The following is a 24,318-nucleotide window of genomic DNA, read 5'->3' as shown; positions in this document are numbered from 1 at the left end:
GGGAAGATTAGCATAAATTACCCTATGTTTGTGGCTGCTGGTCGGCAGCACTCAATTCACCTCAGGCAGCAATAAACAGGTATACTAAATCAATTATATGTAGGAGATGAATCAATGTTAGCGGGTATGCCTTCACTTTCTCATGAGGAACAGCAAGAAGCTGTCGAACGTATTCATCAATTCATGTCGGAAGGGATGAGCAGTGGTGAGGCGATTGCCTTGGTGGCCGCAGAAATCCGTGAGCGGCACCAGAATGATCCACAAGCCATGGCTATCTTTGAAGATACTGACTTTGATGAACATGATGAGTCTGATTATCGTCGCGATAATGAACAGGATGCGGACGAAATAGAAGACCCGTACGAGGGGTAAGCTTCTAGCGCTTAGCTGTTCCAGCAGTCTGAACCCGCCAAAAAATGGCGGGTTCAGACTGCTGACAAACTCCAACGACTCGATCTTGCAAGGTGAGGACAGGTAGAAGAGTAAAGCGTCCGCGCCACGGATGGCGCGGGTCGAGCCATCAGGGATGCTTGTTTTAACAAAGAAAATACAGCGTCTTTATGATCCACCTGTTTTCACCGCTGCGGGCACTTTGTCATTAACCTCGGGTTATCCATATGTAACTGATTATTTGCCTGTCACGACGACCGCACTCGCGGCACGCTTTGCTACCTCAATCGCCGTATCCGTGTCATCCGCTACCGCCAGCGCCACTCCCAACCGCCGTTTACCGGCAATATCAGGCTTACCAAATAAACGAATCTGGGTATCACCCACCAATGCCGTTTCTAACCCATGATAAGCAATATTGTGGCTGGTCAATTCAGGCAAAATAACTGCCGATGCAGCCGCGCCATACTGACGAATAGTGCCGATAGGCAAGCCCAGAAATGCCCGCACATGCAAGGCAAACTCAGACATATTTTGCGAAATCAAGGTCACCATGCCGGTATCATGTGGGCGCGGCGAAACTTCGCTGAAAATAACCTCATCCCCACAGACAAACAATTCCACGCCAAATAACCCATAGCCACCTAGCGCTTTGACAACCTGTGAGGCAATCTCTTTTGCCCGAGCCACTGCAACATCACTCATCGCCTGCGGCTGCCAGGATTCACGGTAGTCGCCATCTTCCTGGCGGTGACCAATAGGGGCACAGAAGTGGATGCCATCAACAGCACTGATGGTCAGCAAAGTGATTTCAAAATCAAAATGTACTAACCCTTCGACAATCACTTTACCGCTGCCCGCACGGCCACCTTGTTGTGCGTAATCCCATGCGGCCTGAAGTTGCGGTTCACTGCGAATCAAACTCTGACCCTTACCTGAAGAGCTCATTACCGGTTTGACAATGCACGGGTAACCAATCTCGCTGACCGCCTGACGAAATGCACTCTCGGTATCAGCAAAACGGTAGCTGGAGGTCGGCAATTGCAGTGTTTCTGCGGCCAGCCGGCGAATCCCTTCACGGTTCATAGTCAAGCGAGTCGCTTCGGCACAGGGCACCACTTTCTGGCCCATGTTTTCTAACTCAACCAGCATATCGGTGGCGATAGCTTCAATTTCCGGCACGATATAGTGCGGTTTTTCCTGCGCGACCAACCGCTTGAGCGCAGCGCCATCCAGCATGTTAATCACATGGCTACGATGGGCAACATGCATCGCGGGCGCATCTGCATAGCGATCAACCGCAATCACTTCCAGCCCCAGTCTCTGGCATTCAATAGCCACTTCTTTGCCCAGCTCACCGGAGCCAAGCAACATGACACGGGTGGCGTTCGGACGCAGAGCGGTTCCAATAGTCAGCATAGTTAGGTACCTACATCAGTGGGAAAGTTACACAGTAATTTTATGCAAGGTGAATTTTACGGGCACAAGTATAGGGTAAAACGGCAACGAAAACGATTGCGTGTCGACTGTGAAGCAGAGAATTACGTCATTTTACCGGTATCGATGCAGTATAGTTCCGGCAATGGCCCTATCTCTGGTATTATCGCGGCAAAATCTTGCGCTCGCCTTCAGGCCATCGCTGCCATTCCATCCAGTTATAAGAGTTACTGCCGTGAGCACAACTTCCTTTTCTTCTCTGACACTGCCTGCTGAGCAGTTGTCCAATCTTAATGAACTTGGCTATACCGAGATGACACCGGTACAGGCCGCAGCATTACCGGCAATCCTCAATGGGCAGGATGTGCGGGCAAAAGCTAAAACCGGCAGCGGTAAAACTGCGGCATTCGGCATTGGTTTGCTGGACAAAATTGCCGTAGGTGAGTTTGTGACTCAGGCCTTGGTGCTGTGTCCAACCCGCGAATTAGCTGATCAGGTCAGCAAAGAGTTGCGCCGATTAGCACGCTTTACACAGAACATTAAAATCCTAACCCTGTGTGGCGGCCAGCCGATGGGCCATCAGTTGGATTCTCTGGTGCATGCCCCGCATATCGTCGTCGGCACGCCGGGGCGTATTCAGGAGCATTTGCGCAAGAAAACGCTGGTACTGGATGACCTCAAAATTCTGGTGCTGGACGAAGCCGATCGCATGTTGGATATGGGTTTTACCGATGCCATTGATGATGTGATTGCCTATACCCCGCCACAACGCCAGACGTTGCTATTTTCTGCCACTTACCCAGCCGGTATTGAACAAATCAGTGCGCGGGTTCAGCGCCAACCGGTGAATGTTGAAGTTGATGATGGCGATGAAGCGCCGGCTATCGAGCAGGTGTTTTTCGAAACTACTCGTGAAAAACGTTTGCCATTGTTGATCTCGGTACTTAGTCACTACCAGCCCGCCTCTTGCGTGGTGTTTTGTAATACCAAAAAAGATTGCCAGAGCGTCTACGAAGCCCTGGAGTCCCGTGGCATCAGTGTGTTGGCATTACACGGCGACTTAGAACAACGTGACCGTGACCAGGTGTTGGTGCGTTTTGCCAATCGCAGTTGTCGGGTACTGGTTGCAACGGACGTTGCCGCTCGAGGTCTGGATATCAAAGACTTGGAACTGGTGGTCAATTTCGAACTGGCGTTTGATCCGGAAGTGCATGTGCACCGCATCGGCCGCACTGGTCGGGCAGGGATGAGTGGCCTTGCCGTGAGTCTGTGCACGCCACAAGAAATGACTCGTGCTCATGCCATTGAAGATTATCTGCAAATGAAATTGAAATGGACACCAGCCGAGCAGGTGAGCCGCAGTGCCAACACCCTGCTGGAACCTGAAATGGTCACGTTATGCATTGATGGTGGCCGTAAAGCTAAAATTCGCCCTGGCGACATTTTGGGTGCGTTAACCGGTGAAGCCGGTCTGACCGCTGCGGACGTGGGTAAAATCGATATGTTCCCCGTCCATGCTTATGTTGCTATCCGCAAGGCCAGTGCCAAACGCGCGCTACAGCAGTTACAGCAAGGCAAAATCAAAGGTAAAAACTGTAAAGCTCGTTTATTAAAATAATCACAGTGGGGAGCGATGGTGGTTGCATCGCTCCAATAAATCATATTGCACTGTGTTTATGTACAGTAATCTGTAAGTGAAGAGGACGCGTATCAATGGCCGTTGAAATAAAATTCGTCGTGGTAAGACAGGGTGAGGAAAAAATGACTTTCACAACCAAAAAAGAAGCCGATGCCTACGATAAAATGTTGGATTTGGCTGACAATTTGTCTGAGTGGTTGTCACAGTCACCTTTAACACTGGAAGAAGAACAACGCGAGGCTTTGAGTTTCTTCCTTGCAGAGAACAAAGACGCATTCGGGCAAATTCTGCGTGGTGCCTATCCTGCGGCCTCCGCTGATGGGCAACCAAAAGCGAAAGTAGAAAAAATCGCTCCAGAGAAAAAATCCAAATCTGATGAAAATCAAGCGGCTTAATCTGCCTGATTACGGCAGAAAGTGAAAAAGGAGCTAAAATGAATCGTGAAATTACCTTCTTTCGCCGGTTTGAGGCGGATATTCTGGCTTCCCGTAAAACAATCACCATCCGGGATAGCAGTGAATCCGATTTTCGCCCAGGGGAGATCCTGCGCGTGTGCCGTAATGAAGACGGCGTGTTTTTCTGCAACATTTTGGTCAAGTCTGTCACGCCAATCACTTTGGATGCCCTGACAGAACGCCATGCGGAGCAAGAAAATATGTCGTTGGATGAACTGAAAAAAGTGATTAAGGATATCTATCCGGGGCTGGAGCAGTTTTACGTGATTGAATTTACTCGGTGTTAATTAAATAGTGTTAATGCTTTGATTCTGTAGCGCTATTCACTCGGTAACCCCCCTTTCAGTTATTGCTCCGGCCATAGGATAGAAATAATAATATCTGGAGGAATGATGAGAAAGACAGGACTCGCCTTGATAGTGGCCAGCGGATTGCTTGGTGTCATCAGTCATGTACAGGCTCAGGAACCGCGGGTAGCAAAAGTCCCTGCTTGTACCGGGTTAACACCATCACAAGTTGCCACGCAAGTTAAGCGGGATTTCCTACAAAACCGAATAACGCGCTGGGAAGCGGATAAAAAAGGGTTAGGAACTGATAGCCCGGTGGTTTGGATTAGCACGGTAGACATTACTGGCAAAGATGACATTTGGCAGGTTCCACTGACCGCTCGGGGCAAGAAAGGGGATAAAACCTACCAAGTAGTACTCGACTGCAAGGCAGGCACTATCACCTATACCCTGCCAACGTGACCCCGCGACTCTGGAATTAATAATCACGCCCAACAGGTGCTGGTAATAACAGATCCTGCACCTGTCTATCATTTTGTTTACCATTGAATGAGCTCTCCTCAACTCAATAATAAGGCTATGTCGCTGCTTGGCATCGCCAAGTAATCGTGTCACTCTCGCGGTAACGAACACAGATGGATACTTCAACTAATGACCACACCTCCAAAGGCAGATAAACGCCCTTATCCGATGACGATGCACGGTGATATCCGTACAGATGATTATTATTGGCTGCGTGATGATGAGCGCACTGACGCTGATGTTCTGCACTATTTGCAAGCTGAAAATGAGTTCACCGAGACAGTATTAAAGCCGCAGCAACCGCTGCGTGAGACGTTGTATCAGGAAATGGTTTCCCGTATTCCGCCACAAGAAGAGTCCGTCCCCTATACCCGTAATGGCTACCGCTATCAAACGCGTTTTGAGCCCGGTAATGAATATGCCATTTACGTGCGCCAGCCGGTTTGGGCTGATAGCAGTTGGGAAACATTATTGGATGGCAATCAGCGCGCTGCGGACAGTGAGTTTTATACTTTGGGGGGGCTGGATGTCAGTCCAGATAATCAACTACTGGCGGTCGCTGAGGATTTTTTATCGCGTCGCCAATATGATATCCGAGTAAAGCATTTACAAAGCGACACTTGGCAAGAGGAAGTGATCAGCAATACTTCGGGCAGCTTTGAGTGGGCGAATGATTCGAAAACACTGTATTACGTGCGTAAACATGAAAAAACGCTACTGCCTTATCAGGTCTATCGCCATGTGGTGGGAACAGATCCGGCATCAGACCAGCTGATTTATCAGGAAACTGACGATACATTCTATGTCGGTTTGGAAAAAACCACGTCTGAGCGCTTTATTGTCATCCATCTCAGTAGCACCACAACCTCTGAAATTTTACTGTTGGATGCCGATCAGCAGCAGCCGCTGCCGCAAATGTTCGCACCACGCCGCAAAGACCATGAATACGGATTAGATCACTATAAGCAGCATTTTTACATTCGTTCGAATAAAGACGGCAAAAACTTCGGTCTGTATAAAATTGCCGAAGCCGGGAAGGCACCAGCTGATTTCGCTGATGAATCTCAGTGGATATCATTAATTACGCCAAGAACAGAGGTTATGTTGGAGGGGTTCAGCCTATTCCGCGACTGGCTGGTGGTAGAAGAGCGCAGTGAAGGGTTGACGCATTTGCGGCAAATTCACTGGACCACTCGCGAAGAAAAATCAATTACTTTTGATGACCCTACCTATGTGACCTGGCTGGCGTATAACCCAGAGCCGGAAACTGAACTGTTGCGCTATGGTTATTCTTCTATGACCACGCCAAGCTCCATGTATGAGCTGAATATGGATACCGGTGCACGTCAGTTGCTCAAGCAGCAGGAAGTCAAAAACTTCACACCAGAAAAGTACCGCAGTGAGCGGATTTGGGTCACTGCATCGGATGGTGCCAAAGTGCCTGTTTCATTGGTTTATCACCGCGACCACTTTGCCCGCGGGAGTAATCCGCTGTTGGTCTATGGCTATGGCTCTTATGGTAGCAGCATGGATCCTGCATTCAGTGGCAGTCGTTTAAGTCTGCTAGACCGTGGTTTTGTTTTCGCTTTGGCCCATATTCGCGGTGGCGGTGAGTTAGGGCAGCAATGGTATGAAGATGGCAAGTTGCTCAATAAATTGAACACATTCAATGATTTTATTGATGTAACCAAAACATTAGTTGCCAAGGGGTATGGCGATGCGAGCCGTGTTTTCGCTATGGGCGGCAGTGCGGGTGGCTTGCTAGTGGGGGCGGTGATTAATCAGGCGCCTGAATTATACAAAGGTGTTGTGGCGCAAGTACCATTTGTTGATGTCGTCACCACCATGCTGGATGAATCTATTCCCCTGACGACCGGCGAGTATGATGAGTGGGGCAATCCAAACGATAAGATTTATTACGATTACATCAAGCAATACAGCCCATACGATCAGGTTAAAGCCCAGGATTACCCGCACATGCTGGTGACTACCGGGTTGCACGACTCACAGGTCCAATATTGGGAACCGGCAAAGTGGGTCGCGAAATTGCGGGAAATGAAAACCGATGACCACCAGTTATTGCTCTATACCGATATGGATTCGGGTCATGGAGGTAAATCTGGTCGTTTCAAAGCTTATGAAGATATTGCTTTGGAATATGCCTTCATTCTCTCTCTGGCTTGATTAACACAAGCTTACTCGGCCAGATAATATGTTAGGGTATGGCGCATATCCGGTGTAAGGTCGGTAATTGAGGCCAGCATCCAACGCAGATAGTCCGGATCTTGTCGGGCTATCTGTTCAATACTTTTCCCCCGATATTTGCCAAACTTAAATGTTGATAGCAACTGCGGTTGCTGCGTGATTTCCGCCATTTGCTCCGCGCTCCACCCAGAGTCTCGCATAATACGTTGCAACAGTGCTGCGGTGACATAGCAATCATACAAAGCTCGATGCGGATAAAGATTATCCGGCACTGAAACATTCAGGCGTAAGGCGTAACGCAGATATTGATTACTGTGCTTAATATCAGGATAGAGCATACGGGCCAGTTTTAGCGTGCAAATCCATTGACCGCCCATCTCCGGTAATACACCACGGTCAAAGGGGGCGTTATGGGCGACATAATAAGGGCTACCTTGATACTTTCTAACCGCAACAGCAATCCGTGGCTTACCTTCCACCATTTCTTCCGTGATATGGTGAATAACCATGGCATCGAGACTGATTGGCCGGTCTGGGCTAACCAAGTCACTCATTGGGTTGCTCAATGCCCCATCCATCACATCGATGGACGCAATTTCGACAATACCGCCCTCTAAGCCACAAGTCTCTGTATCGATGACCCGAAAATACATTCTTTTTCCCCTTGCAATGCCTTAAATCTTAGCAACAAAAATCTATGGTCACCCCCGTTTTTGCAACACCGATTTTGATTTATGATGGGCTTGCTTAAATCTATTCGGCGTCTGGTGGACAAAAATGTCCGCGCCATGATGAGTTCCGCACCTGATGAACCTTAAAAAACCCGTCGGCTTCAAAGAGCCATTTTTTGTGTCAGGTTCATCATCAGGCCGCTGTGCCGTTCATGTCATCAATAATCAGTCGTCGCAAAACCAGAAAGTCACTTGGTAACTCATTGAGCTGACAGTAGATTTACTGTTGGCTCTTTTATTTACTGAAGACGGTTCCTTGTGTGGTGACTACCCAGGCTATTCGCGCCAGTTTGTTCGCTAATGCGCAGGCCACCACATTCGAGTGATGTCGTGTCAGTTGCCCATTAACCCACTCCGCCAGTCGTCCTGACTGATACTCCAGCCGTTGCATATAGACCCGCGCGCACTGCACCAGTAGCCGTCTCAGATTTTTATCCCCCCGCTTGCTGATGCCCATCAGGGTACTTTTCCCGCCGGTACTGTATTGGCGGGGTACTAATCCCGTTGACGTAGCAAAATCCCGGCTGCTGAGGTAGTTTTTCCCATCTCCCAGTTTGGTGGCGAGCAAACTGGCAGTGATTGTCCCGATACCGGGAATGGTGAGCAGGCGTTGTGCTGTTTCATCATCGGCCAGATGGTTTTTTAACTCTCTTTCGATTTCTTCGATCTGTTCACAGAGATAGCCATAATGCTGATGAAGTCGGGTGAGCAGTCGCACCAAATAAGGCGGTAGCTCGTGCTCCTCAGGCACAGTCGCCAGTCGTTTTATCACCGCAATACCGCGTGGCATGCTTATGCCAAACTCAAGTAAAAAAGCATGCATTTGGTTGGTGGCTTTGACCCGCTCCCTCACCAGTGCATCGCGGACACGATGCAGAGCCGACATGGCCTGCTGGTCTTCGGTTCTGGGTGTCACAAAGCGCATGGAGGGACGGGAAGCGGCTTCGCATATGGCCTCAGCGTCGATGAAGTCATTTTTATTACTTTTAACAAAGGGTTGGACAAACTGCGGAGAAATGAGTTTGACCTGATGCCCTAACTGGCTGATATGACGGGCCATAAAATGCGCCCCGGCACAGGACTCCATCGCGACAATGCAAGGCGGGCAGGTGGCGAGAAACTGGGTGAGTTGAATGCGGGAAAACCTCTTGCGTAATAATGTGTTGCCGTGTTTTTCCTGGCAATGAATATGGAATGAATTCTTACCAAGGTCGATGCCGATGAGCGTAACGTTTTGCATGATGATCCCTCCAAAAAGAAAACCCTGTCAGCTTACCGCTCACAGGGTGGGGGTGACCATCTCATTAGCCCGCCTGGCGTGGCGGGTTGACTGACGAGACGAAAAGTCCGTTATTCTGCGCTAGTAGAAGATGACTTTTTAGCGCGTTTCTCAGCTTTTTTCTCAGCTGGCGTTTTTAGTGGCTTTTTCTTCGCGTTCTTTTTGCTGTCCATTCCCTTACTCATGGCTTGCCTCTCTTTACCTTTGGTTAGGTTGGTACGCCCTCCTATTAACCACCTAATCAGGGTGAGTTGCAAGGGAAGAAAGTGTATATCTAATTATCCTATTGTTTAATTAGCAAATTATTAAATACTCACAGCCCTTATTACTGCTTAATGACTGTGACGCAGCGCCCCAAAATCAATTAACTTATGGTGCATTTATCACCTGTTGATGGAATTAATGGACTGATTGGCGTAAATGTCATGTTTTATCGTTGACCCTTAGGGCCGTATAGGCTTTGATAACTTTAGTGTCTTAACAAACATGGAAAAATAATGGAACAATTACGTGGACTTTATCCAGCGTATGAACCTTACGATAGTGGTTTACTAGACACGGGAGATGGCCACCAGATTTACTGGGAACTCTGTGGTAACCCTAAGGGTAAACCCGCTGTATTTATTCATGGTGGCCCAGGTGGTGGGATAGCACCTTATCATCGCCAACTTTTCAACCCAGCGGAATACAAAGTATTACTGTTTGACCAACGTGGCTGTGGGCGATCCAAACCCCATGCCAGCCTGGATAACAACACAACCTGGCATTTAGTCGAGGATATTGAACGACTACGTCAGATGGCTGGGGTTGATAAATGGCTGATATTTGGCGGGTCGTGGGGTTCAACTCTTGCACTGGCCTACGGCGAAACCCACCCGGAACGGGTCAGTGAGATGGTGTTACGCGGGATATTTACGCTGCGAAAAAAAGAGTTGGATTGGTATTATCAGGATGGCGCTTCCCGTTTTTTCCCTGATAAATGGCAGCGAGTGTTATCTATCTTATCGCCAGAAGAGCAGGGTAATGTCATCGCAGCTTATCGCAAGCGGCTAACCTCATCCGATAAGGCTGTACAATTAGAGGCGGCTAAAATTTGGAGTCTGTGGGAGGGGGAAACGGTGACTCTCTTGCCCGCTAAAAACGCAGCTTCCTTTGGTGAAGATGACTTCGCTCTTGCTTTTGCTCGCATTGAAAATCACTATTTTACTCACTTCGGTTTTTTGGATAATGACAACCAACTGCTGGATAATATCGAACGCATTCGCCATATCCCAGCGGTAATTATTCATGGGCGATATGATATGGCTTGTCGGCCACAGAATGCATGGGATTTAGCCAAAGCATGGCCGGAAGCTGAATTGCATATTGTCGAAGGCGCAGGGCATTCCTTTGACGAACCGGGTATCTTGCATCAACTGATTCTTGCAACCGACAAGTTTGCCCGAAAACTCTAGCCATTGTCGCCGACAAACTCCCGCAGACCCTGTGCGGGAGCCTTTTTGCTCATGATTTCATTTTGGGTTCATACGGCAAGCGAGAGAATTTATTGGATTCACTACGGTAGTGTGCCAGCCGTTGCAAAAAGTACTCTCGTAGCTCATCAGGTTGTTCTCGTGCAACCATTTCAGGTATGACTGGCATATTGTAGCGCTCTTTAAATGCGACACCAGAGGCGGCCAGATCAACATTCATTTTTGCTGTTTCTTCATCCGAAAGCTCAGCCAGATTATATCCCATTGTTTTCTCCTTCGTGCTGCGTGGGCAGTTATGGCGCAAAAGGTAATGCAGCGGATAGATATTGGCAAGTGGGTAATGTGGTTTAATAGCGCTAGTTTAAAACCCTTTGTCGTTAAATAATATTAACCTGCAACATTCGTAATATTATTAATTTAATTTCAGCGCAAATAGGAATCATTCCTTTTAGTATTTACACGGTAATGTGAATGATTCTTATAAGAATTAACTCCATGATTATATATTCTATAAAAAAGATATAAATCATTATGTTAGGTTATTTATAGATATTAATGTGAATAGGGTGTTCTTATTTTGTTTTTATCTTGGCATAATACCCCAGGTTAACCGTTGCTTACCTGCATTATAAAAATTAGGGAATTATTATGTTGAAAACAGAAATGGCACAGAAGCTTAATGAGCAGCTGAATCTGGAGTTTTACTCGGCCAATCTTTATTTGCAGATGAGTGCCTGGTGTAGTGATAAAGGCTTTGAAGGGGCTGCTGCATTTTTAAAGGAGCATTCTCAAGAAGAGATGCAGCATATGCAGCGTTTGTTTGAATACCTGAGTGGGACAGGCTCCATGCCGATATTAGGCACTATCAGTGCACCGCCGGTTGATTTTGCATCACTGGCTGATGTATTCAAACTGACCTACGAACACGAGCAACTCATTACGACTCAAATTAATGAACTCGCCCATGTTGCAATGACCACACACGATTACTCCACATTCAATTTCCTGCAATGGTATGTGGCTGAACAGCATGAAGAAGAAAAGCTGTTCAAATCTATCCTGGATAAACTGGCATTGGTGGGTAATAGCGGCAATTCATTGTTCTTCGTCGATAAAGATTTAAAAACAATGGCAGCACAGAACCACGTTCAGGCTTAATATTTGGGCTTGATTTGAACTTGCCGCAGTTTCTATCCACTGCTTAGTGGAAGTGGAAGTGGAACCGGAAACTGCGGTTTTTTATTGTATATACACCATACTCACCGCTGCTGTTTCCTCTTAATTTTATTGTTTTGTGCTAATAACATATTGTTTAGCTATGGTTTCTTGTCTTGCTATATTCAAATCGTTATCATTTATGATAAAAGGTGACGGGTAGGGTGAGATTAATTGCCGCTCAATTATTGGTTATATTTCAACCACCGCTCATAATTTGGCGTTTTATTTTGTGCCCTACCTCACAGGTAGTGCAATTGACTGGAAGTGATAGGGGTTCGCGCTGCCAATATAGGATATGGTTGGTAGCAGATTGATTATTCTCCCCATCGATTAAGGGATATTATGTTTATTCACAAAGTACGTTCTTCTTGCCGCATGCTTTCGGCACTGATTGTGTTATTTGTTGGGTTATCTAGTCAGCAAGCTCTGGCCCACGCACATCTGAAAATTGAATCTCCTGCTGCTGATGCCACTATCGGTTCAGCGCCAGAAGCCGTGACACTGGGCTTCTCTGAAGGCATTGAGTTGAATTTCAGTGGCGTGAAAGTGACAGGCCCAGATAACGATGTGGTGAAAACTGGCGAACTGAAATTGGATCCAGCCAACAATACGCAATTAATTTTGCCGATCGATAGTGCATTGAAAGCAGGTAAATATAATGTTTCATGGCATGTTGTGTCTGTTGATGGTCATAAAACCAAAGGCACATACAGCTTCACAGTGAAATAATATGTCACTGGCGACTCTATTCGTTCTGTGTCGCTTTCTGCATTTTTTGGCGGTGATGCTGATGTTTGGTATCAGTATTTTCACCGCCGTACTCGCCCCAGACCGTTTTTCTTCGATACTCAAAAACCGCTTATCGCCACTCCTTATATTCAGCACCTTTCTGGGGCTAGCCTCAGCGATCGGGCTTTTAGCCATTCAAGCTGGCATGATGGGCGATGGCTGGTCTGATACCTACAGACTGAGTGTATGGTGGGCGGTGTTGGGGACTCGTTTTGGCGAGATATGGCAATGGCATCTCGGCTTATCCATATTGAGTATGTGGGTAGTATTACTCGGCACAACCCGTTTTTACTATCAGTTGATGGTGGCTTGCTCAACCTTGCTACTGGCTAGTTTGGCATTTACCGGGCACGCTGCAATGCACGATGGCGTACTGGGATGGGTTCATCAGACTAACCAAATCATACATCTGCTCAGTGCGGGCTATTGGTTGGGATGCTTGCCCGTGTTGCTTGTTTGCCTTGCATATACACGTCGGGATGATGTGAAACGTGAAGCCATCACGACGTTGATTCGGTTTTCAAGTTGGGGACATTTGGCAGTCGCGTTGGTATTGGTCACTGGTATGATTAACAGCATTATTATATTGCGTGAGACCTCTTTAGCGCTGACATCCGTCTATCAGATGCTATTACTCAGTAAGGCAATATTGGTACTGTTTATGGTTGTTGTAGCGATCATTAACCGCTATCTGATTGTTCCCATGCTGCGTAAATTGCCAGTAAAAGCCCACTATTGGTTAGTGGTAAACAGCTGTGCTGAAATCGTCCTTGGCGCTGCGGTATTACTTTTAGTGAGTATTTTTGCCACAATGGCACCGGTATAGTGAAAAACTATACATGATAGTTATTGCCGTTAAGCTTGCATCGCCTCCTCTTTATGCGAGAAAATCAAAACAATCAGTTAATTGAGGATGATTGAAATGAAAGGTTTGGTGCTGACGTTATCGTTACTGATGCTATCCGTGAATGCTTTTGCCGCTGGGAAAATAGTGACTGTCAGTAAGTTTGAATTTGGCAAACAATGGGCATTTACCCGAGAAGAGGTGATGTTGGAATGCCGTTCAGGCGGTGCTTTGTTTGTGATAAATCCCAGTACATTAGCGCAATATCCACTTAATGATGTTGCATCAGAACAAATGAAAGCAGGTCATGTCCTCGCGAAACCGCTAGATATTTTATTATTAGATGATAGCGAGAATCCTGGCCAAAAGATGAGTTTGCTACCTTTCCAGCAGCGTGCGATGACTTTATGCGAAAAGTAAGCACGACAACCTGAGCGTCGCTACGGCCTTTATTTTCTATTTAACAGATAATTACCTTTCTTAACTGGTGGGCTAATTTGTATCATTTAAATTAGTTTGCAACCGTTATTAATTACTTCTGTTACTAAGTTGGCGAAACACATGACCTCGACTACTCTTAAAGAGTATGGCTGAACAAGCCTACGTTAATGCCAACTTTTAGCGCACGGCTCTCTCCCAAGAGCCATTTCCCTAGACCGAATATAGGAATCGTATTCGGTCTTTTTTTATTCATCTTTTAAAATCAACCATATACATAAATATCAGTCACTTACCTCCTATCCCGTTACTCTTCATTGCTTGCTATTTCATCCGCTATCGCCACTTTGCAGCCACTCTCAAATCGGGCTAATGGGTTGAAGTGAATGGCGTCTTCCAGGTGGTCTGGCGCGAAGTGAGAGTAACGCATGGTGACCCGAATATCTGAGTGGCCGAGGATGCGTTGCAGCACGATGATATTGCCTCCGGCCATCATAAAGTGACTGGCAAAAGTATGGCGGAGAACGTGGGTCATTTGTCCAACTGGCAGCTCAATCTGTGCTAACCGAATAACCCGATAGAACTGTTTATAACAAGGTTCGAACGGTTTGCCTTTGCGAGCTGCCAGCGCTTGATACATATCTTCTGATAGGGGAACAGTGCGGTTCTTTTTACCTTTGGTATTAATAAAGGTGATTTTATTGGGGGAAATCTGCGAGGCTTTTATTTTGGCAATTTCATTCCAGCGGGCACCGGTGGATAAACACAAACGCACGATGAGAGTTAATTCAGGATTGCCGTGCAAATCACAGGCGGCTAATAGGCTATCAATCTGATCGTCATTCAGCCACGCCATTTCCCGCTCGGGTTGATCGAACTCGCGTATATTGGTCAGTGGGTTAGGGAGGCTCCATTCGCCGAGCCGCGTTAACTCATTAAACACCGCGCGCAAATAAGCCTGTTCACTGTTTACCGTGCCAGTAGAAACCATCCGCGTTTGCAGGCTGGTGCTGTAGCCATTATCTATCTCACCTCTTAGCCGCTGATCACGATAGTGCGCCCAATCTTTCGGCGTGATATCGGCTGCAATGGGATTGCCCAAGCCCTTACAGATAATCTCCAGTTTAGCCAGCCGACCCTTTTTATCACTTAAAGAGCAGCCATGCAGTTGGTACCAAAGATCAATCAGCTCCAGCAGTTTGCGGCGATCTTCTTTCTCACCCAACCACGGTTTATGTCTGGCCTGTTCCATGGTGTAGCTTTCATACGATAGTGCTTCACCTTTGGTAGTGAACTGTTTTCTCACCCGTTTACCCTCGCGTCCTCGTGGGTAACACTCGCATAACCATTTCCCTGTCGGGAGTTTGCGCACGCTCATTAATCTGATATCCATATAAGATTATGGCGTTGTTGTACGGGGTATATAAATCGTCTTCAACGTATGAGTTATAAAGGTGTAAACATTATTATTATTATCAATTGATTAAATATTAATTTCGTAGAGTAGGGTAGCGCTGGCAGGGGTATATTTCACACCCACAATGAACCCTGATTACTTCTATCGGGATGGGGTGGCGCAGGGATTTTTTTACCGGGTTCGACAATGATGCGATCGACGGTTTCGTGGGTGGCAAAGGTACAGCTACAGTTGATATTCTGGCACTGATGGTACCGCTCTTTGGTTCTCTCACTTAGGTAGCGGCTGGATCGGGTGTGGGCGGCGTTGCGGCAAAGTGGACAATGCATCATAGATAATTCCTTTATCCCGATATGTTCAGTTTGCTGCATTCTACCAATAAATTCGACAATGCAAATGTTGGATTTGCAAATTCAACTATTTGTTACACTGTCACTTGATGGGCTGCGTCCGACAACAGCACCTCCAGCGCGAGCTGGGTGGTGTAGCCGCTGTTGTTCAGGTGGTGCGCTACCTTGCTGATAATCCACTTTTGTTGGTCAATGACCGATTTAAAACCGCTGACCATGATAGGGGTTTCAGGGAATAAATCAGCGCGACCCATAGCGAGAGTGATGGAAAACTCCGCCACACCACGTTGCAGCTTTTCCCATTTAGCTTGTGCGGCACGCATGGCGGCTTTTTGTGTGGCATAAACGGTGGTGATAACAAAGACGTTATCCCCAGACCCCGCCAGATAATCCCCGTGTTTTTCTTCCACTGATTTAGTCTTCTGGGGCGCTTTTATTTTAGGATGTTGCAACGCGCGCAGGTGTTTAAACTGAGGCTTACGCTGCAATTTCACCTTGTTTGGTTTCGGGTTTTTGGTGTGCAGCCAACTGGCGCTGACGCCGGTATATGCACCCCGATCAGCAATACTAAAGCTGTGTTGGTCGCCATCTTGTCGCGTGAGTGTCATCAGGAGAATCGGTTTACCGCTGGCGGTAACAGCACTACCCGGTTTGATAAACAGCAGTCGACCCGCTTTTATGGCAGCTACCGCGCCATTGAGGGAGGCAATACGGGTGATAAACTTGGCATCAGTTTCCTGAGTTTGGTCGATGTGAGGAATGGTGATATCTGCCAGCCCCTCGGCCAGCATGGCTTGCAAGTTATTGCGTTCCGCCACCTGTGCCACCACTTTACCCAATGTCGTGTCATGATATGAGACTTCCTGCCGGGCATTGAGCGAACCGCGAAAATCAGCACTGCGCACACGAATGGTCAGCGTATCCGGCGCGCCATGGTGCTCGACCTCATCCACGATAAAATCACCTTTACCTATCAGCGCCGAGCCTTTCCAGCCCAAGAATACTGACAACACTGCGCCTCGTCCCGGCATGGCAAGCTGGCCGTCAGCGTCATCCAGTTCGATATCAAGTTGGTCAGCTTCAAAGCCTCGGTTATCAGTCAGGCTCAGGGATAACAAATGGTCACGGATATTCTGGGTGATATCTTGCTGGTTCAGGGTCAGCATAAAGTCCGGGGCCAGATCTGTTCCAGCCGTTAACGGCAGGTCGGTCATCATGATAAACACCTCTTCACTTTGCCCATTAACTGATCTGCTTGCTGTTGTAAGTCGCCAAACATCGCGGTTAATGACTCATCGACCCGCAACAATTTGAGTGTGAATTCAATGCGCCGCGCGCTGCCATCGGCAAAAAACAGTGTACCGGTCTGGCTCAGGCTCTCAATCACAAACATGCCATAAATGGTGCCATTGCCCTCAATCAGCGGCCATGCTTTGCCTTGTGCGGCCATTAATTCCAGCGCCAATAGCGAAAGTTTTCCGCCGGTAAGTTCCGGCAGTAACACGCCAGACAGAGTGATTTTTTCACTGTCTACGCCGAGAAATTGTGCTGCGGGACGCAAGCCTATCCGGTTGTTGGTCGGCCAGCGATAATCAATGTTGCGGTTCATATTCTGATAAGGCGTGGTCTGGCGCATAAAGACAAATAAACCCAGTGATAGCATCATGCTTAATTCTCCATCTGGCCGCGTTGGCGGGCGCGTTTATTCCGTTCGTTCCTGGCAAGGGCATCAAGCATCATTCGCTCGGCATCTTGTCGGCTCATGCCCGGTGGGATAGTCACCTTGATATCGTTGGTGGTGACACTGCTATCAACGATAGTGGTGCCGGTATGGGCGGTGACCGGCTGATAACCGCCATACAGCATGCCGCCACTGGGTGAGTATCCGCCCGCATAAGGGTTATCTTTCAGGGCGTTATCGGCCAGTCCATTTGATTGGGTATCAATAATGCCGAGTTTTTCCAGTACCCAGTCAATGCCACTGCGCAGGGTGTTCAGCGCATCCATCGGCAGACTGAGCGCCGCCGCCAGCCCCTTGCCAAATAACTTGCCTGCGTTGGTCGCCACATCTAAGGTTTGCTGTGTAGCTTTAACGGGTTTAATCAGGTCAGCGAACCCGTTCGAAAGCAGTTTTACCTTGTCACTAAACCAGTTAAACACCGGTTTGAGCGGCTCAAACGCGGCACTGATTGGCCCCATGGCAGTGGTAAAACCCTCGGCCACGCCAGCAATAAAGGCGCTGATAGGCTCCCAGTATTTACGGATAAGCAGGCCGCCGGCCACAATGGCCGCAACTACTGCCACTATCGGCCATGTCAGCGCCGTGAGCGCGGCGGCAATGGTTCCAGCCATCAGTGAAAAACCGGTGCTCAACAGGCCAGCCCCGGCCAACAGCAGGTTAAACCCCGCCATCACCGGCCATGCAATCAGCCCCAACGCACCAAACCCGGCAACCAGTGACAACGCCGCACCAGTCACTTTGGTCAGGGTGGCGACCAGCTCTGAATTTTTCTTAGCCCATGCAGCGACATTCACCAGCCAGTCGGTTGCAGTCATGATCAGTTGGCGCAGGGCAGCGTTTTGCTCCTCAAATATCTCAATACGCCAATCGGCCCATGATGAGCTGAATTTTTTCAGGTCGCCGTCGAGGTTGTCCATTCTGACCGTAGCGATAGCTTGCGCGGTGCCATCGGCCTGCATTAATTTGCTTTTCTTCTCAGCCAGTTTGCCATCACCGGCCGCTGCTACCAGTTTCACTGCGCCTTTCATCGCTTCCTCGCCGAAAATCACTTTTAGGTATTCGGCTTGCTGCGCGGTGCCTAACTGGTTCTTTTTAAACGAACGGTCAATATTTTTGAGGATTTTCTCTACCGGCAGCATGTTACCTTTGCCGTCGCGGGTGTTTACTTCAAGTTCTGCTAGCGCGGCGGGTGCTTGTCCGACCGGTGCTTGTAATCGGCTAAACACCGCACTGGTACCGGTACCGGCCATACTGCCCTTGATACCGTTATCGGCCGGCACACCGAGCAATGCGGTAGTGTCTTCGATACTGGCTCCTGCGGCCTCGGCTATCGGGGCGACATATTTCATCGCCTCGCCCAGCTCGGTTAGATTGGTATTAGAGTTGGTAAAGCCTTTCGCCATCACATCAGATACACGTCTGATCTGGTTAAGTGGCAGGTTAAACGCCGATTGCATATTGGTGACAATGCCTGCCGCCTGGGCAATATCGACGCCAGAGGCCAGTGATAGATTTACTGTTGGCTCGGTGGCGGCCAGAATGGCGTCAGCGTCATAGCCGGAACGCGCCAGTGTGTCTTGGGTTCGTGCTACGTCGGTGGGGGAAAAGGCGGTTGAACCGCCGATATCACGCGCCTGTTGACGAATGGCGGCCAGTTTGGCGTCGTGTTTCTCCAGCCCTAAAATTGCCTGAGTGCCAGACATCTGGCTGTCGAACTGGATCCCTGGCGCAATCAGTTTTGCCGTGCCATACAGACCGGTGCTTGCCATACCAAAACTGGCGGCACTGGTATTGCGTACCGTTTCAGTCGCCGCTTTGCCTTGCTGGTAGCGCTGAGTGACACGGTTGAGCTGCTCCTGTTTCTGGCTCAGGCGTTGCAACACTTGCCGTTGGCGGGTCAGGACGGCTGTAGCTTCGGCGGCACTGTTGCGTAACCGGCGCTGCTCAGTGCTCAGATTTTTGCTGGCGATGCCGCTCGTCGCAAGGGCATCGCGTTGGCGCTGCACTGACAGGCGCAAACCGTGGTATTGAGTTTGCAGGTTAGTGGCTGCGCGTCTGGCACCCTCCATCAGCCGGACTTGTTGCGCGGTGGGTTTCTCGGTGTTTTTCAATGCAATGGCTAATGCCGCGGCATCGGCTTTGGCTTTTTTAATGCCTGTCCGGTGACCGCCAGTTGGGCGTTGGCCTTACGGAAACCCTCAATTTTCGCTGCCTGCGCATCAAGCGCTTTGATGCTGCTTTGGGTGTTGCGGATATCGCCAGTGAGGGACTGACTGGCGGATTGAATGGCTTTAAACGGTCGGCTGGCTTGGTCTACCACCTTGAGTAATACTTTTAGCTGCAAGTTTTTACTCATGGTTTACGGCTCCACTGCGTAGCAAGGCTTTATGACGCCAGCGCACCAGTTCGCTGAGGCTCATGGCCCAACACTCCGAGGGTGGCCAGTGAAAAATAGCGGCAATGTCCGCCATCAGGTCGTCAACTTCCAGAGTAGGTTCGAGCTTTACGCTTCCTGTTTCGGCGACAGAAAACTGATCACCTTACCGGCTAGCGCCACTAAATCCGGTAGCTCTAAGCGGGCGCATTCAGCGGAGGTGAGTGAGGGATAAGTGATGCGGGGCAACACTATCATCAGCGCATCGACATCGGAATTAGCCACATCGGCTAGCCGTACCCCGCGTAGAGTTCCGGCGTTGGGGCGGATAATTTCGATTTCAGTGATCAGGGTATCGCCGCGGTTGAGCGGGGTATCCAGCATGACGGTATTCTTGTTAGCGGTAGCATTTTTCATGTCTGTTCCTATTAAATTAGCGGCCAATGGCCTTGCGTTGGGCTTTCAGCAGGTCGACACCGTTAACCCGTTCAATCAGGTTAACCACGTCAATTTCGATCACTGCCTTGCCGTCAATGGTCAGTTTGTAATAGGTGCACTGGGTGAATATTTTACTTTCGGTGTCTTCTCCTTGTTTGGCCTCACCGCTATCAATTTCTTTATGACGGCCTCGTATTTCAACTTCTACCGCCATCACTTCAGCGGAACCATCACGCTGATAGGCTCCGGCAAAACGCAGTGGAACCGCGTCAACTTTGGCCGCGCCCCATTGCTGCAATACCAATTCATCGAGGCCGCCCATTGACCACTCCATCACCAATGCGTCATCGTCCAGACCCAAATCAATCGGTGCGACGCCATTCATCCCGCCGCCACGATAGTTCTCCAGCTTGCGCGTGAGTTTTGGCAGAGTGACGGAAGAGACTATCCCCATGTAATCGCGGCCATCGTTAAACAGATTCATCAATTTCAGTTTGCGTGGCAGAGCCATAGGTCAGGGTTCCTTAGCGGTTGATGGCGGTAGTAAAGTTCACCAGATACTTATCGGTGATGCGTTGGCGTAGGGTGAGGTCTTCCAGTGGCGGTACCGGTGTGTAGTCGTAATCAATAAACAGTTTGCCGGCTTTCAGGGTATCTTTATCGTTGGCGTTGTCGTCATACCAGCAACTGCCATCGATAATCAGCCCGGCAGATTTCATCTCGCGAAATTTGGCATTGATGCTACCGATCATGTCTCGGACTAACGTGGGGTGGATAGGGCGGTCAATCGCCCAGAGCTGAGCCTCGGCCATAGTGTCCGCCAGAATTTGTGCGGTACGGGTGTAGTTCTCAAAGGCAAACAGCGGATCATCGGAGCAGGTGCGCGAACCCCAAAACTTGAAGCCGTCTTTACGGATTAGCGTTGTCACGCAGGCTTTGTTTAGCAGGTCGGCGTCCGTACCGACGGTCTGTAGATCCCAATAGACGCTGGCCGAGATACCGGTCACGCCATTCACCCCGACGTTAGACAGGGTTTTATGCCAACCCTGTTGTTGGTCGATTTTGGCACGCAAGCCGAGGGCGCGAGCGGTGGCATAAGCTACGCTGCTGCGGTTGGTGGAGGTGTTCCAGCTCAGAAAATCCGGCCAGATCAGCATCAGCTCGCGCTGACTGAAATTTTCGCGGTATTTCAACGCTTCCTTGCTGGTTTTGCAGCCATAGGCGCTGATATAACCAAAAGCACGCAACTGCTGACAGATACCTGCCAGAGCGGTCGAAACATGCAGACTGTCCAGTCCTGGCACACCAAGAATACGCGGGCGCACACCGGTAACAGACTGTGCATCTAACAGCGCTTTCATACCGGTATAGCGGCCGTTTTGGTCAACCCCACCGATAATGTTGGTCGAGGTTCCAGCCTCGTTGCTGCCGCTAGCGATACGCACCACAATGGTGACCGGTCGCGCCTGTTCAGCGATTGCCAGCAGTGATGCCGCCAGAGTGCCTTTTGTGCCCGCCTTAGCGGCTGCGGCGACCAGATCAGTAATCAATACCGGCGTATTCAGCGGGAATGTAGCTGCATCGGCATCATCACCAGTGCAGACCATACCGACAACGGCGGTAGAAACCGTGGAAATAACGCGGGTGCCGTCGTTGATTTCAACAATGCGGACGCCGTGATGGTAATCGCCCATGAGGTCACTCTCCGTTGCTTGGGAGAGAGTAGGGTGGCAGGGATTAAGTGTTTAAGCAGCGGGATAGCGTTGTGCCAGAACTGGTACAACGCTAACTGTAAGTGATTAGGGTATTTTCGACCGGTTGTTTCTCGGAATAACCCTTACATATCAATGCATTGACAGCTCAACTCCTACAGCTTCAAGGCTATTGCGGATAGGTTCACCGTCAATCCATTCCTATGGTGACCTATCCGATGATTAATGGGGGATTAAAACAAATTAAGCCGTTTCGAGTGGCTTATCGCTATCTTGCAAATAGGTGCAGCGTAACGCATCAATTTGCTGCCACAAAATAAGAGAAAGAACCTCTTTAGCATCGGCACGATCAATTGTCACGATGGCGTAAATCAACGCACGACAATGGTCGATAAGTTCTTCTACTTCGCGGGGAGTGTCATCGTACATAGCGCACCTCCAGCAGCAGAGGGGCAGATGAAGAAAGAGGTGTGGGAGTAACAATAATATTGCAGGTAAATAATGATAGGTATTGAGTCGTCGAATCCATGATGACAACCTCTTTGGTAGGTGGACTAATCACCACCAAGAGACGCTAACCTCAGAGGGTGGTGAACTGGGCGGGGTTAGCGTAACCGGCTACCAAAGAACCCGGCGCATCTTGCGATGCCCCCACCCAGCTCACCGTTTCTTACATCTTACAGGTGTCACTGTGCCCGCACATAATAGCCGTGTCTACGGTCGTGCGCTTTGGTAAATTCCGGGACGCTAATCCCGACAGCGGATTTTGCCGCTGCGGCGTGACTATAGCCCAGCGACGTTCTGCCGTGCAATCAGCCAGCATCACTTTAGGACAAACATTTTTTCTGTAAAAATAGGGGGTTATCGCGGTAATGCTTTAAACGATAGAAGAGGTAACAAGTAGTAAGGAAGAAAAAGGGAAAGGAGTAATCAACAGCGCAAACAGTCGACGTTTAAGGCAACATCGCCTGTTAAAAATATGGATTTAGCTAGCAACTTAATGGCAAATTTGAGCCAGTTCTTCTTCGCTCAGACCTGTCATTTTCATTACTGTGGCACGGTCAAGACCATTGGCTAACATGGTACGGGCAACTTCCAACTTACCTTTCTTTAGCCCGTTAGCTTCGCCGATCTGTATTCCTTCAGTTAAACCTTCTTGAATACCTTCCACTCGGCCTGCTTTATGGGCTTTATATTCCAATTTCTGTGCAATCGTCATAAGTTCCTCCTCGTGCTGTGGCAGGTGGTGGGCCAGATCGCGGATAAACCTTTCCGGCTCAGCCGTATCACCATTTTGTAGTATGTAATGTATCACAGAGATTAGCTGATCTTTGCTAGTGTAACCGTTCGATAACAACCTGACCAGTTCATCTGATAATTCGGACAGGTCACGTTGACGAATGTGTTTCTGCAACAACTCCAGCAAGGCGACACGCTTATGTGTCATGATCTCGTCATCGGGTATAACGGTCACATCAATCAACGGAAAGTTGCCGCCATACAGTTCCCCCGCAAGCGTGGGTGCGCTGAATGCTTGTAACCAGCTCATGGGGTACGGGTACGGAGTGACCATCCCATGATAGAACAACATGGGAATGACCAGCGGCAGTTGGTCGTGTCCGGCATCAAGATGGCTCTGCATGGCGGCAATAGCATAACGCATCAAGCGAAAAGCCATATGTTTATCAGGGGAACTTTGATGTTCAATGAGAGCGTAAACATAACCGTCCCCCGCAGTCGTTTTGAGCGAGTAGAGCACGTCCGAGTAGCAAGCGCGCAGGTTGTTCTCAATGAAACTGCCAGACTCCAGCCGCAGTGTTTTCAGGTCACAGATTTTCCGCAGGGCGGGTGGCAAGTGAATATCCAGCAGATCATAAGCCGTTTCGGGTTTGGTGACGAAATTTTTAAAAAGTGCATCATGGGGTGTAGGGGTCGTTTTCATCGGGCGATAATAGTCATGGGTATCAGTGTGAGCAATCACTCCGCACCACTTTAGGACAAACATTTTTTCTATTTAAAATAATGAGTTATCGATATGAATAAGAGAGAAAAAACAATCACAGAGCGGAATAAATAGGGTGCGAAAAACTGGCAGAAATAAGGCAACGTCTAACACAACATCGCCCGTTAGAATGGGGTTAACGCGTTATTGCGTCAGGTCTTCATCACGTAGGCCAGTGACTTCCTTTACCAGAGTGCGATCAACACCTTCGGCCAGTAAAGACCGGGCGATTTTCAGTATCGTCTCCCGCTGACTTTCCTGATAGCTTTCAGTGTATCCTTTCAGATAGCCTTCTAGTTCAAGTGATTCTGCAATTGTCATCAGTGCTTCCTTGTACTACGCCGAGTTGCTATTAGTCTTTCTCAGTTGACGGTATTGATACTCACCATCTTGAGATTTTCATCTCTGTAGGGGGTGAACTGGATGGGGTTGACAGACCAGTCACCAAAAAACTGATGCACCTTACGATGCCCCCACCCAGCTCACCATTTCTTGCTTATTACCATATAACCGTATCTATATCATGCGCTTTGGTCTATGCCGGACTGCCAAATCCGGTAAAGGATTTTACCGCTGCG

At 48.8% G+C, this 24,318-nt stretch carries 26 protein-coding genes and 1 pseudogene; 11 read left to right on the top strand and 16 right to left on the bottom strand.

From position 1 onward, the window contains the following. Positions 1-114 precede the first annotated feature (114 nt). A complete protein-coding gene (locus FGL26_RS06470; protein ID WP_005163637.1) occupies positions 115-372 on the top strand; it encodes a YoaH family protein in 258 nt (85 codons plus the stop codon). A gap of 255 nt (positions 373-627) precedes the next feature. On the opposite strand, the gene purT is transcribed toward FGL26_RS06470, so the two are convergent. Then, the gene (purT, locus tag FGL26_RS06465; protein WP_005170481.1) at positions 628-1,809 is read right to left on the bottom strand and encodes a formate-dependent phosphoribosylglycinamide formyltransferase; all 1,182 of its coding nucleotides are present in this window, start codon (positions 1,807-1,809) and stop codon (positions 628-630) included. Between the two features lie 253 nt (positions 1,810-2,062). Here purT and dbpA point away from each other — a divergent pair, with 253 nt between their 5' ends. The 5 genes from dbpA to FGL26_RS06440 all read left to right on the top strand — a co-directional run bounded on the left by dbpA (position 2,063) and on the right by FGL26_RS06440 (position 6,914). Then, complete coding sequence (gene dbpA / locus FGL26_RS06460; RefSeq protein ID WP_019079712.1) at positions 2,063-3,445, top strand: ATP-dependent RNA helicase DbpA; 1,383 nt, start codon at positions 2,063-2,065, stop codon at positions 3,443-3,445. A gap of 95 nt (positions 3,446-3,540) precedes the next feature. Then, positions 3,541-3,861 carry a YebG family protein gene (locus FGL26_RS06455; RefSeq protein WP_005170477.1) on the top strand — a complete coding sequence of 107 codons (321 nt, stop codon included), beginning with the start codon at positions 3,541-3,543 and terminating at the stop codon, positions 3,859-3,861. A gap of 38 nt (positions 3,862-3,899) precedes the next feature. After that, the gene (yqfB, locus tag FGL26_RS06450; RefSeq protein ID WP_005170475.1) at positions 3,900-4,208 is read left to right on the top strand and encodes a N(4)-acetylcytidine aminohydrolase; all 309 of its coding nucleotides are present in this window, start codon (positions 3,900-3,902) and stop codon (positions 4,206-4,208) included. Positions 4,209-4,313: 105 nt separating this feature from the next. Further along, complete coding sequence (gene yebF / locus FGL26_RS06445) at positions 4,314-4,670, top strand: protein YebF (RefSeq protein WP_005170472.1); 357 nt, start codon at positions 4,314-4,316, stop codon at positions 4,668-4,670. Between the two features lie 189 nt (positions 4,671-4,859). Further along, complete coding sequence (locus FGL26_RS06440; RefSeq protein ID WP_005170468.1) at positions 4,860-6,914, top strand: S9 family peptidase; 2,055 nt, start codon at positions 4,860-4,862, stop codon at positions 6,912-6,914. An 11-nt stretch (positions 6,915-6,925) separates the two neighbouring features. On the opposite strand, the gene exoX is transcribed toward FGL26_RS06440, so the two are convergent. Both exoX and FGL26_RS06430 read right to left on the bottom strand, forming a co-directional pair. Beyond that, a complete protein-coding gene (gene exoX / locus FGL26_RS06435) occupies positions 6,926-7,588 on the bottom strand; it encodes an exodeoxyribonuclease X (protein WP_005170462.1) in 663 nt (220 codons plus the stop codon). A 313-nt stretch (positions 7,589-7,901) separates the two neighbouring features. Next, the gene (locus FGL26_RS06430) at positions 7,902-8,906 is read right to left on the bottom strand and encodes an IS110-like element IS1328 family transposase (protein ID WP_083171382.1); all 1,005 of its coding nucleotides are present in this window, start codon (positions 8,904-8,906) and stop codon (positions 7,902-7,904) included. A 536-nt stretch (positions 8,907-9,442) separates the two neighbouring features. Between FGL26_RS06430 and pip the strand changes: the two genes are divergently transcribed. Further along, entirely contained in the window at positions 9,443-10,399 is a 957-nt protein-coding gene (gene pip, locus FGL26_RS06425) for a prolyl aminopeptidase (protein WP_005170448.1), read from the top strand. Between the two features lie 49 nt (positions 10,400-10,448). On the opposite strand, the gene FGL26_RS06420 is transcribed toward pip, so the two are convergent. Beyond that, complete coding sequence (locus FGL26_RS06420; RefSeq protein WP_004389928.1) at positions 10,449-10,682, bottom strand: DNA polymerase III subunit theta; 234 nt, start codon at positions 10,680-10,682, stop codon at positions 10,449-10,451. Between the two features lie 383 nt (positions 10,683-11,065). On the opposite strand from FGL26_RS06420, the gene ftnA reads away from it, so the two are divergent. The 4 genes from ftnA to FGL26_RS06400 all read left to right on the top strand — a co-directional run bounded on the left by ftnA (position 11,066) and on the right by FGL26_RS06400 (position 13,688). Beyond that, positions 11,066-11,575 carry a non-heme ferritin gene (ftnA, locus tag FGL26_RS06415; protein ID WP_005170444.1) on the top strand — a complete coding sequence of 170 codons (510 nt, stop codon included), beginning with the start codon at positions 11,066-11,068 and terminating at the stop codon, positions 11,573-11,575. 402 nt (positions 11,576-11,977) lie between these two features. Further along, a complete protein-coding gene (yobA, locus tag FGL26_RS06410; protein WP_005170441.1) occupies positions 11,978-12,364 on the top strand; it encodes a CopC domain-containing protein YobA in 387 nt (128 codons plus the stop codon). A 1-nt stretch (position 12,365) separates the two neighbouring features. Then, complete coding sequence (gene copD, locus FGL26_RS06405; protein ID WP_005170439.1) at positions 12,366-13,250, top strand: copper homeostasis membrane protein CopD; 885 nt, start codon at positions 12,366-12,368, stop codon at positions 13,248-13,250. Positions 13,251-13,346: 96 nt separating this feature from the next. Next, positions 13,347-13,688: a YebY family protein gene (locus tag FGL26_RS06400; RefSeq protein WP_005170437.1), complete on the top strand. Its 342-nt coding sequence runs from the start codon at positions 13,347-13,349 to the stop codon at positions 13,686-13,688. 325 nt (positions 13,689-14,013) lie between these two features. Here FGL26_RS06400 and FGL26_RS06395 read toward each other — a convergent pair whose 3' ends face one another. The 12 genes and pseudogenes from FGL26_RS06395 to FGL26_RS21415 form a co-directional block, all read right to left on the bottom strand. Beyond that, positions 14,014-15,084 (bottom strand): phage integrase, encoded by a 1,071-nt coding sequence (locus FGL26_RS06395; protein ID WP_032912738.1) that lies wholly within the window; start codon positions 15,082-15,084, stop codon positions 14,014-14,016. A 152-nt stretch (positions 15,085-15,236) separates the two neighbouring features. Next, complete coding sequence (locus tag FGL26_RS06390) at positions 15,237-15,455, bottom strand: DNA-binding transcriptional regulator (RefSeq protein ID WP_005170435.1); 219 nt, start codon at positions 15,453-15,455, stop codon at positions 15,237-15,239. A gap of 92 nt (positions 15,456-15,547) precedes the next feature. After that, the gene (locus tag FGL26_RS06385; RefSeq protein WP_005170434.1) at positions 15,548-16,690 is read right to left on the bottom strand and encodes a phage late control D family protein; all 1,143 of its coding nucleotides are present in this window, start codon (positions 16,688-16,690) and stop codon (positions 15,548-15,550) included. Then, positions 16,687-17,139, bottom strand: a complete 453-nt coding sequence (locus FGL26_RS06380; RefSeq protein ID WP_005170432.1) for a phage tail protein — start codon at positions 17,137-17,139, stop codon at positions 16,687-16,689. The genes FGL26_RS06385 and FGL26_RS06380 overlap by 4 nt, the downstream gene beginning before the upstream one ends. 2 nt (positions 17,140-17,141) lie before the next feature. After that, a pseudogene (locus FGL26_RS06375) lies at positions 17,142-19,570 on the bottom strand (phage tail tape measure protein). Next, positions 19,563-19,685, bottom strand: coding sequence for a GpE family phage tail protein (locus FGL26_RS21775; RefSeq protein ID WP_005170430.1), 123 nt, complete (start codon positions 19,683-19,685; stop codon positions 19,563-19,565). Before FGL26_RS21775 ends, FGL26_RS06375 begins: the two are co-directional and overlap by 8 nt. 32 nt (positions 19,686-19,717) lie before the next feature. Beyond that, positions 19,718-20,005, bottom strand: coding sequence for a phage tail assembly protein (locus FGL26_RS06365; RefSeq protein WP_005170427.1), 288 nt, complete (start codon positions 20,003-20,005; stop codon positions 19,718-19,720). 16 nt (positions 20,006-20,021) lie between these two features. Next, positions 20,022-20,537 (bottom strand): phage major tail tube protein, encoded by a 516-nt coding sequence (locus tag FGL26_RS06360; RefSeq protein WP_005170424.1) that lies wholly within the window; start codon positions 20,535-20,537, stop codon positions 20,022-20,024. A 13-nt stretch (positions 20,538-20,550) separates the two neighbouring features. Beyond that, entirely contained in the window at positions 20,551-21,720 is a 1,170-nt protein-coding gene (locus tag FGL26_RS06355; protein WP_005170423.1) for a phage tail sheath protein, read from the bottom strand. Between the two features lie 261 nt (positions 21,721-21,981). After that, complete coding sequence (locus tag FGL26_RS06350; RefSeq protein WP_005170420.1) at positions 21,982-22,167, bottom strand: hypothetical protein; 186 nt, start codon at positions 22,165-22,167, stop codon at positions 21,982-21,984. Between the two features lie 568 nt (positions 22,168-22,735). Continuing rightward, positions 22,736-23,680 (bottom strand): Rpn family recombination-promoting nuclease/putative transposase, encoded by a 945-nt coding sequence (locus FGL26_RS06340; RefSeq protein WP_072075874.1) that lies wholly within the window; start codon positions 23,678-23,680, stop codon positions 22,736-22,738. A gap of 204 nt (positions 23,681-23,884) precedes the next feature. After that, complete coding sequence (locus tag FGL26_RS21415) at positions 23,885-24,061, bottom strand: Rpn/YhgA-type helix-turn-helix domain-containing protein (protein ID WP_005170412.1); 177 nt, start codon at positions 24,059-24,061, stop codon at positions 23,885-23,887. Positions 24,062-24,318 lie beyond the last annotated feature (257 nt).

The organism is Yersinia enterocolitica subsp. enterocolitica (genome assembly GCF_901472495.1).
Classification (GTDB): Bacteria; Pseudomonadota; Gammaproteobacteria; order Enterobacterales; family Enterobacteriaceae; genus Yersinia; species Yersinia enterocolitica.
This window is presented reverse-complemented; position numbering and strand designations above follow the sequence as displayed.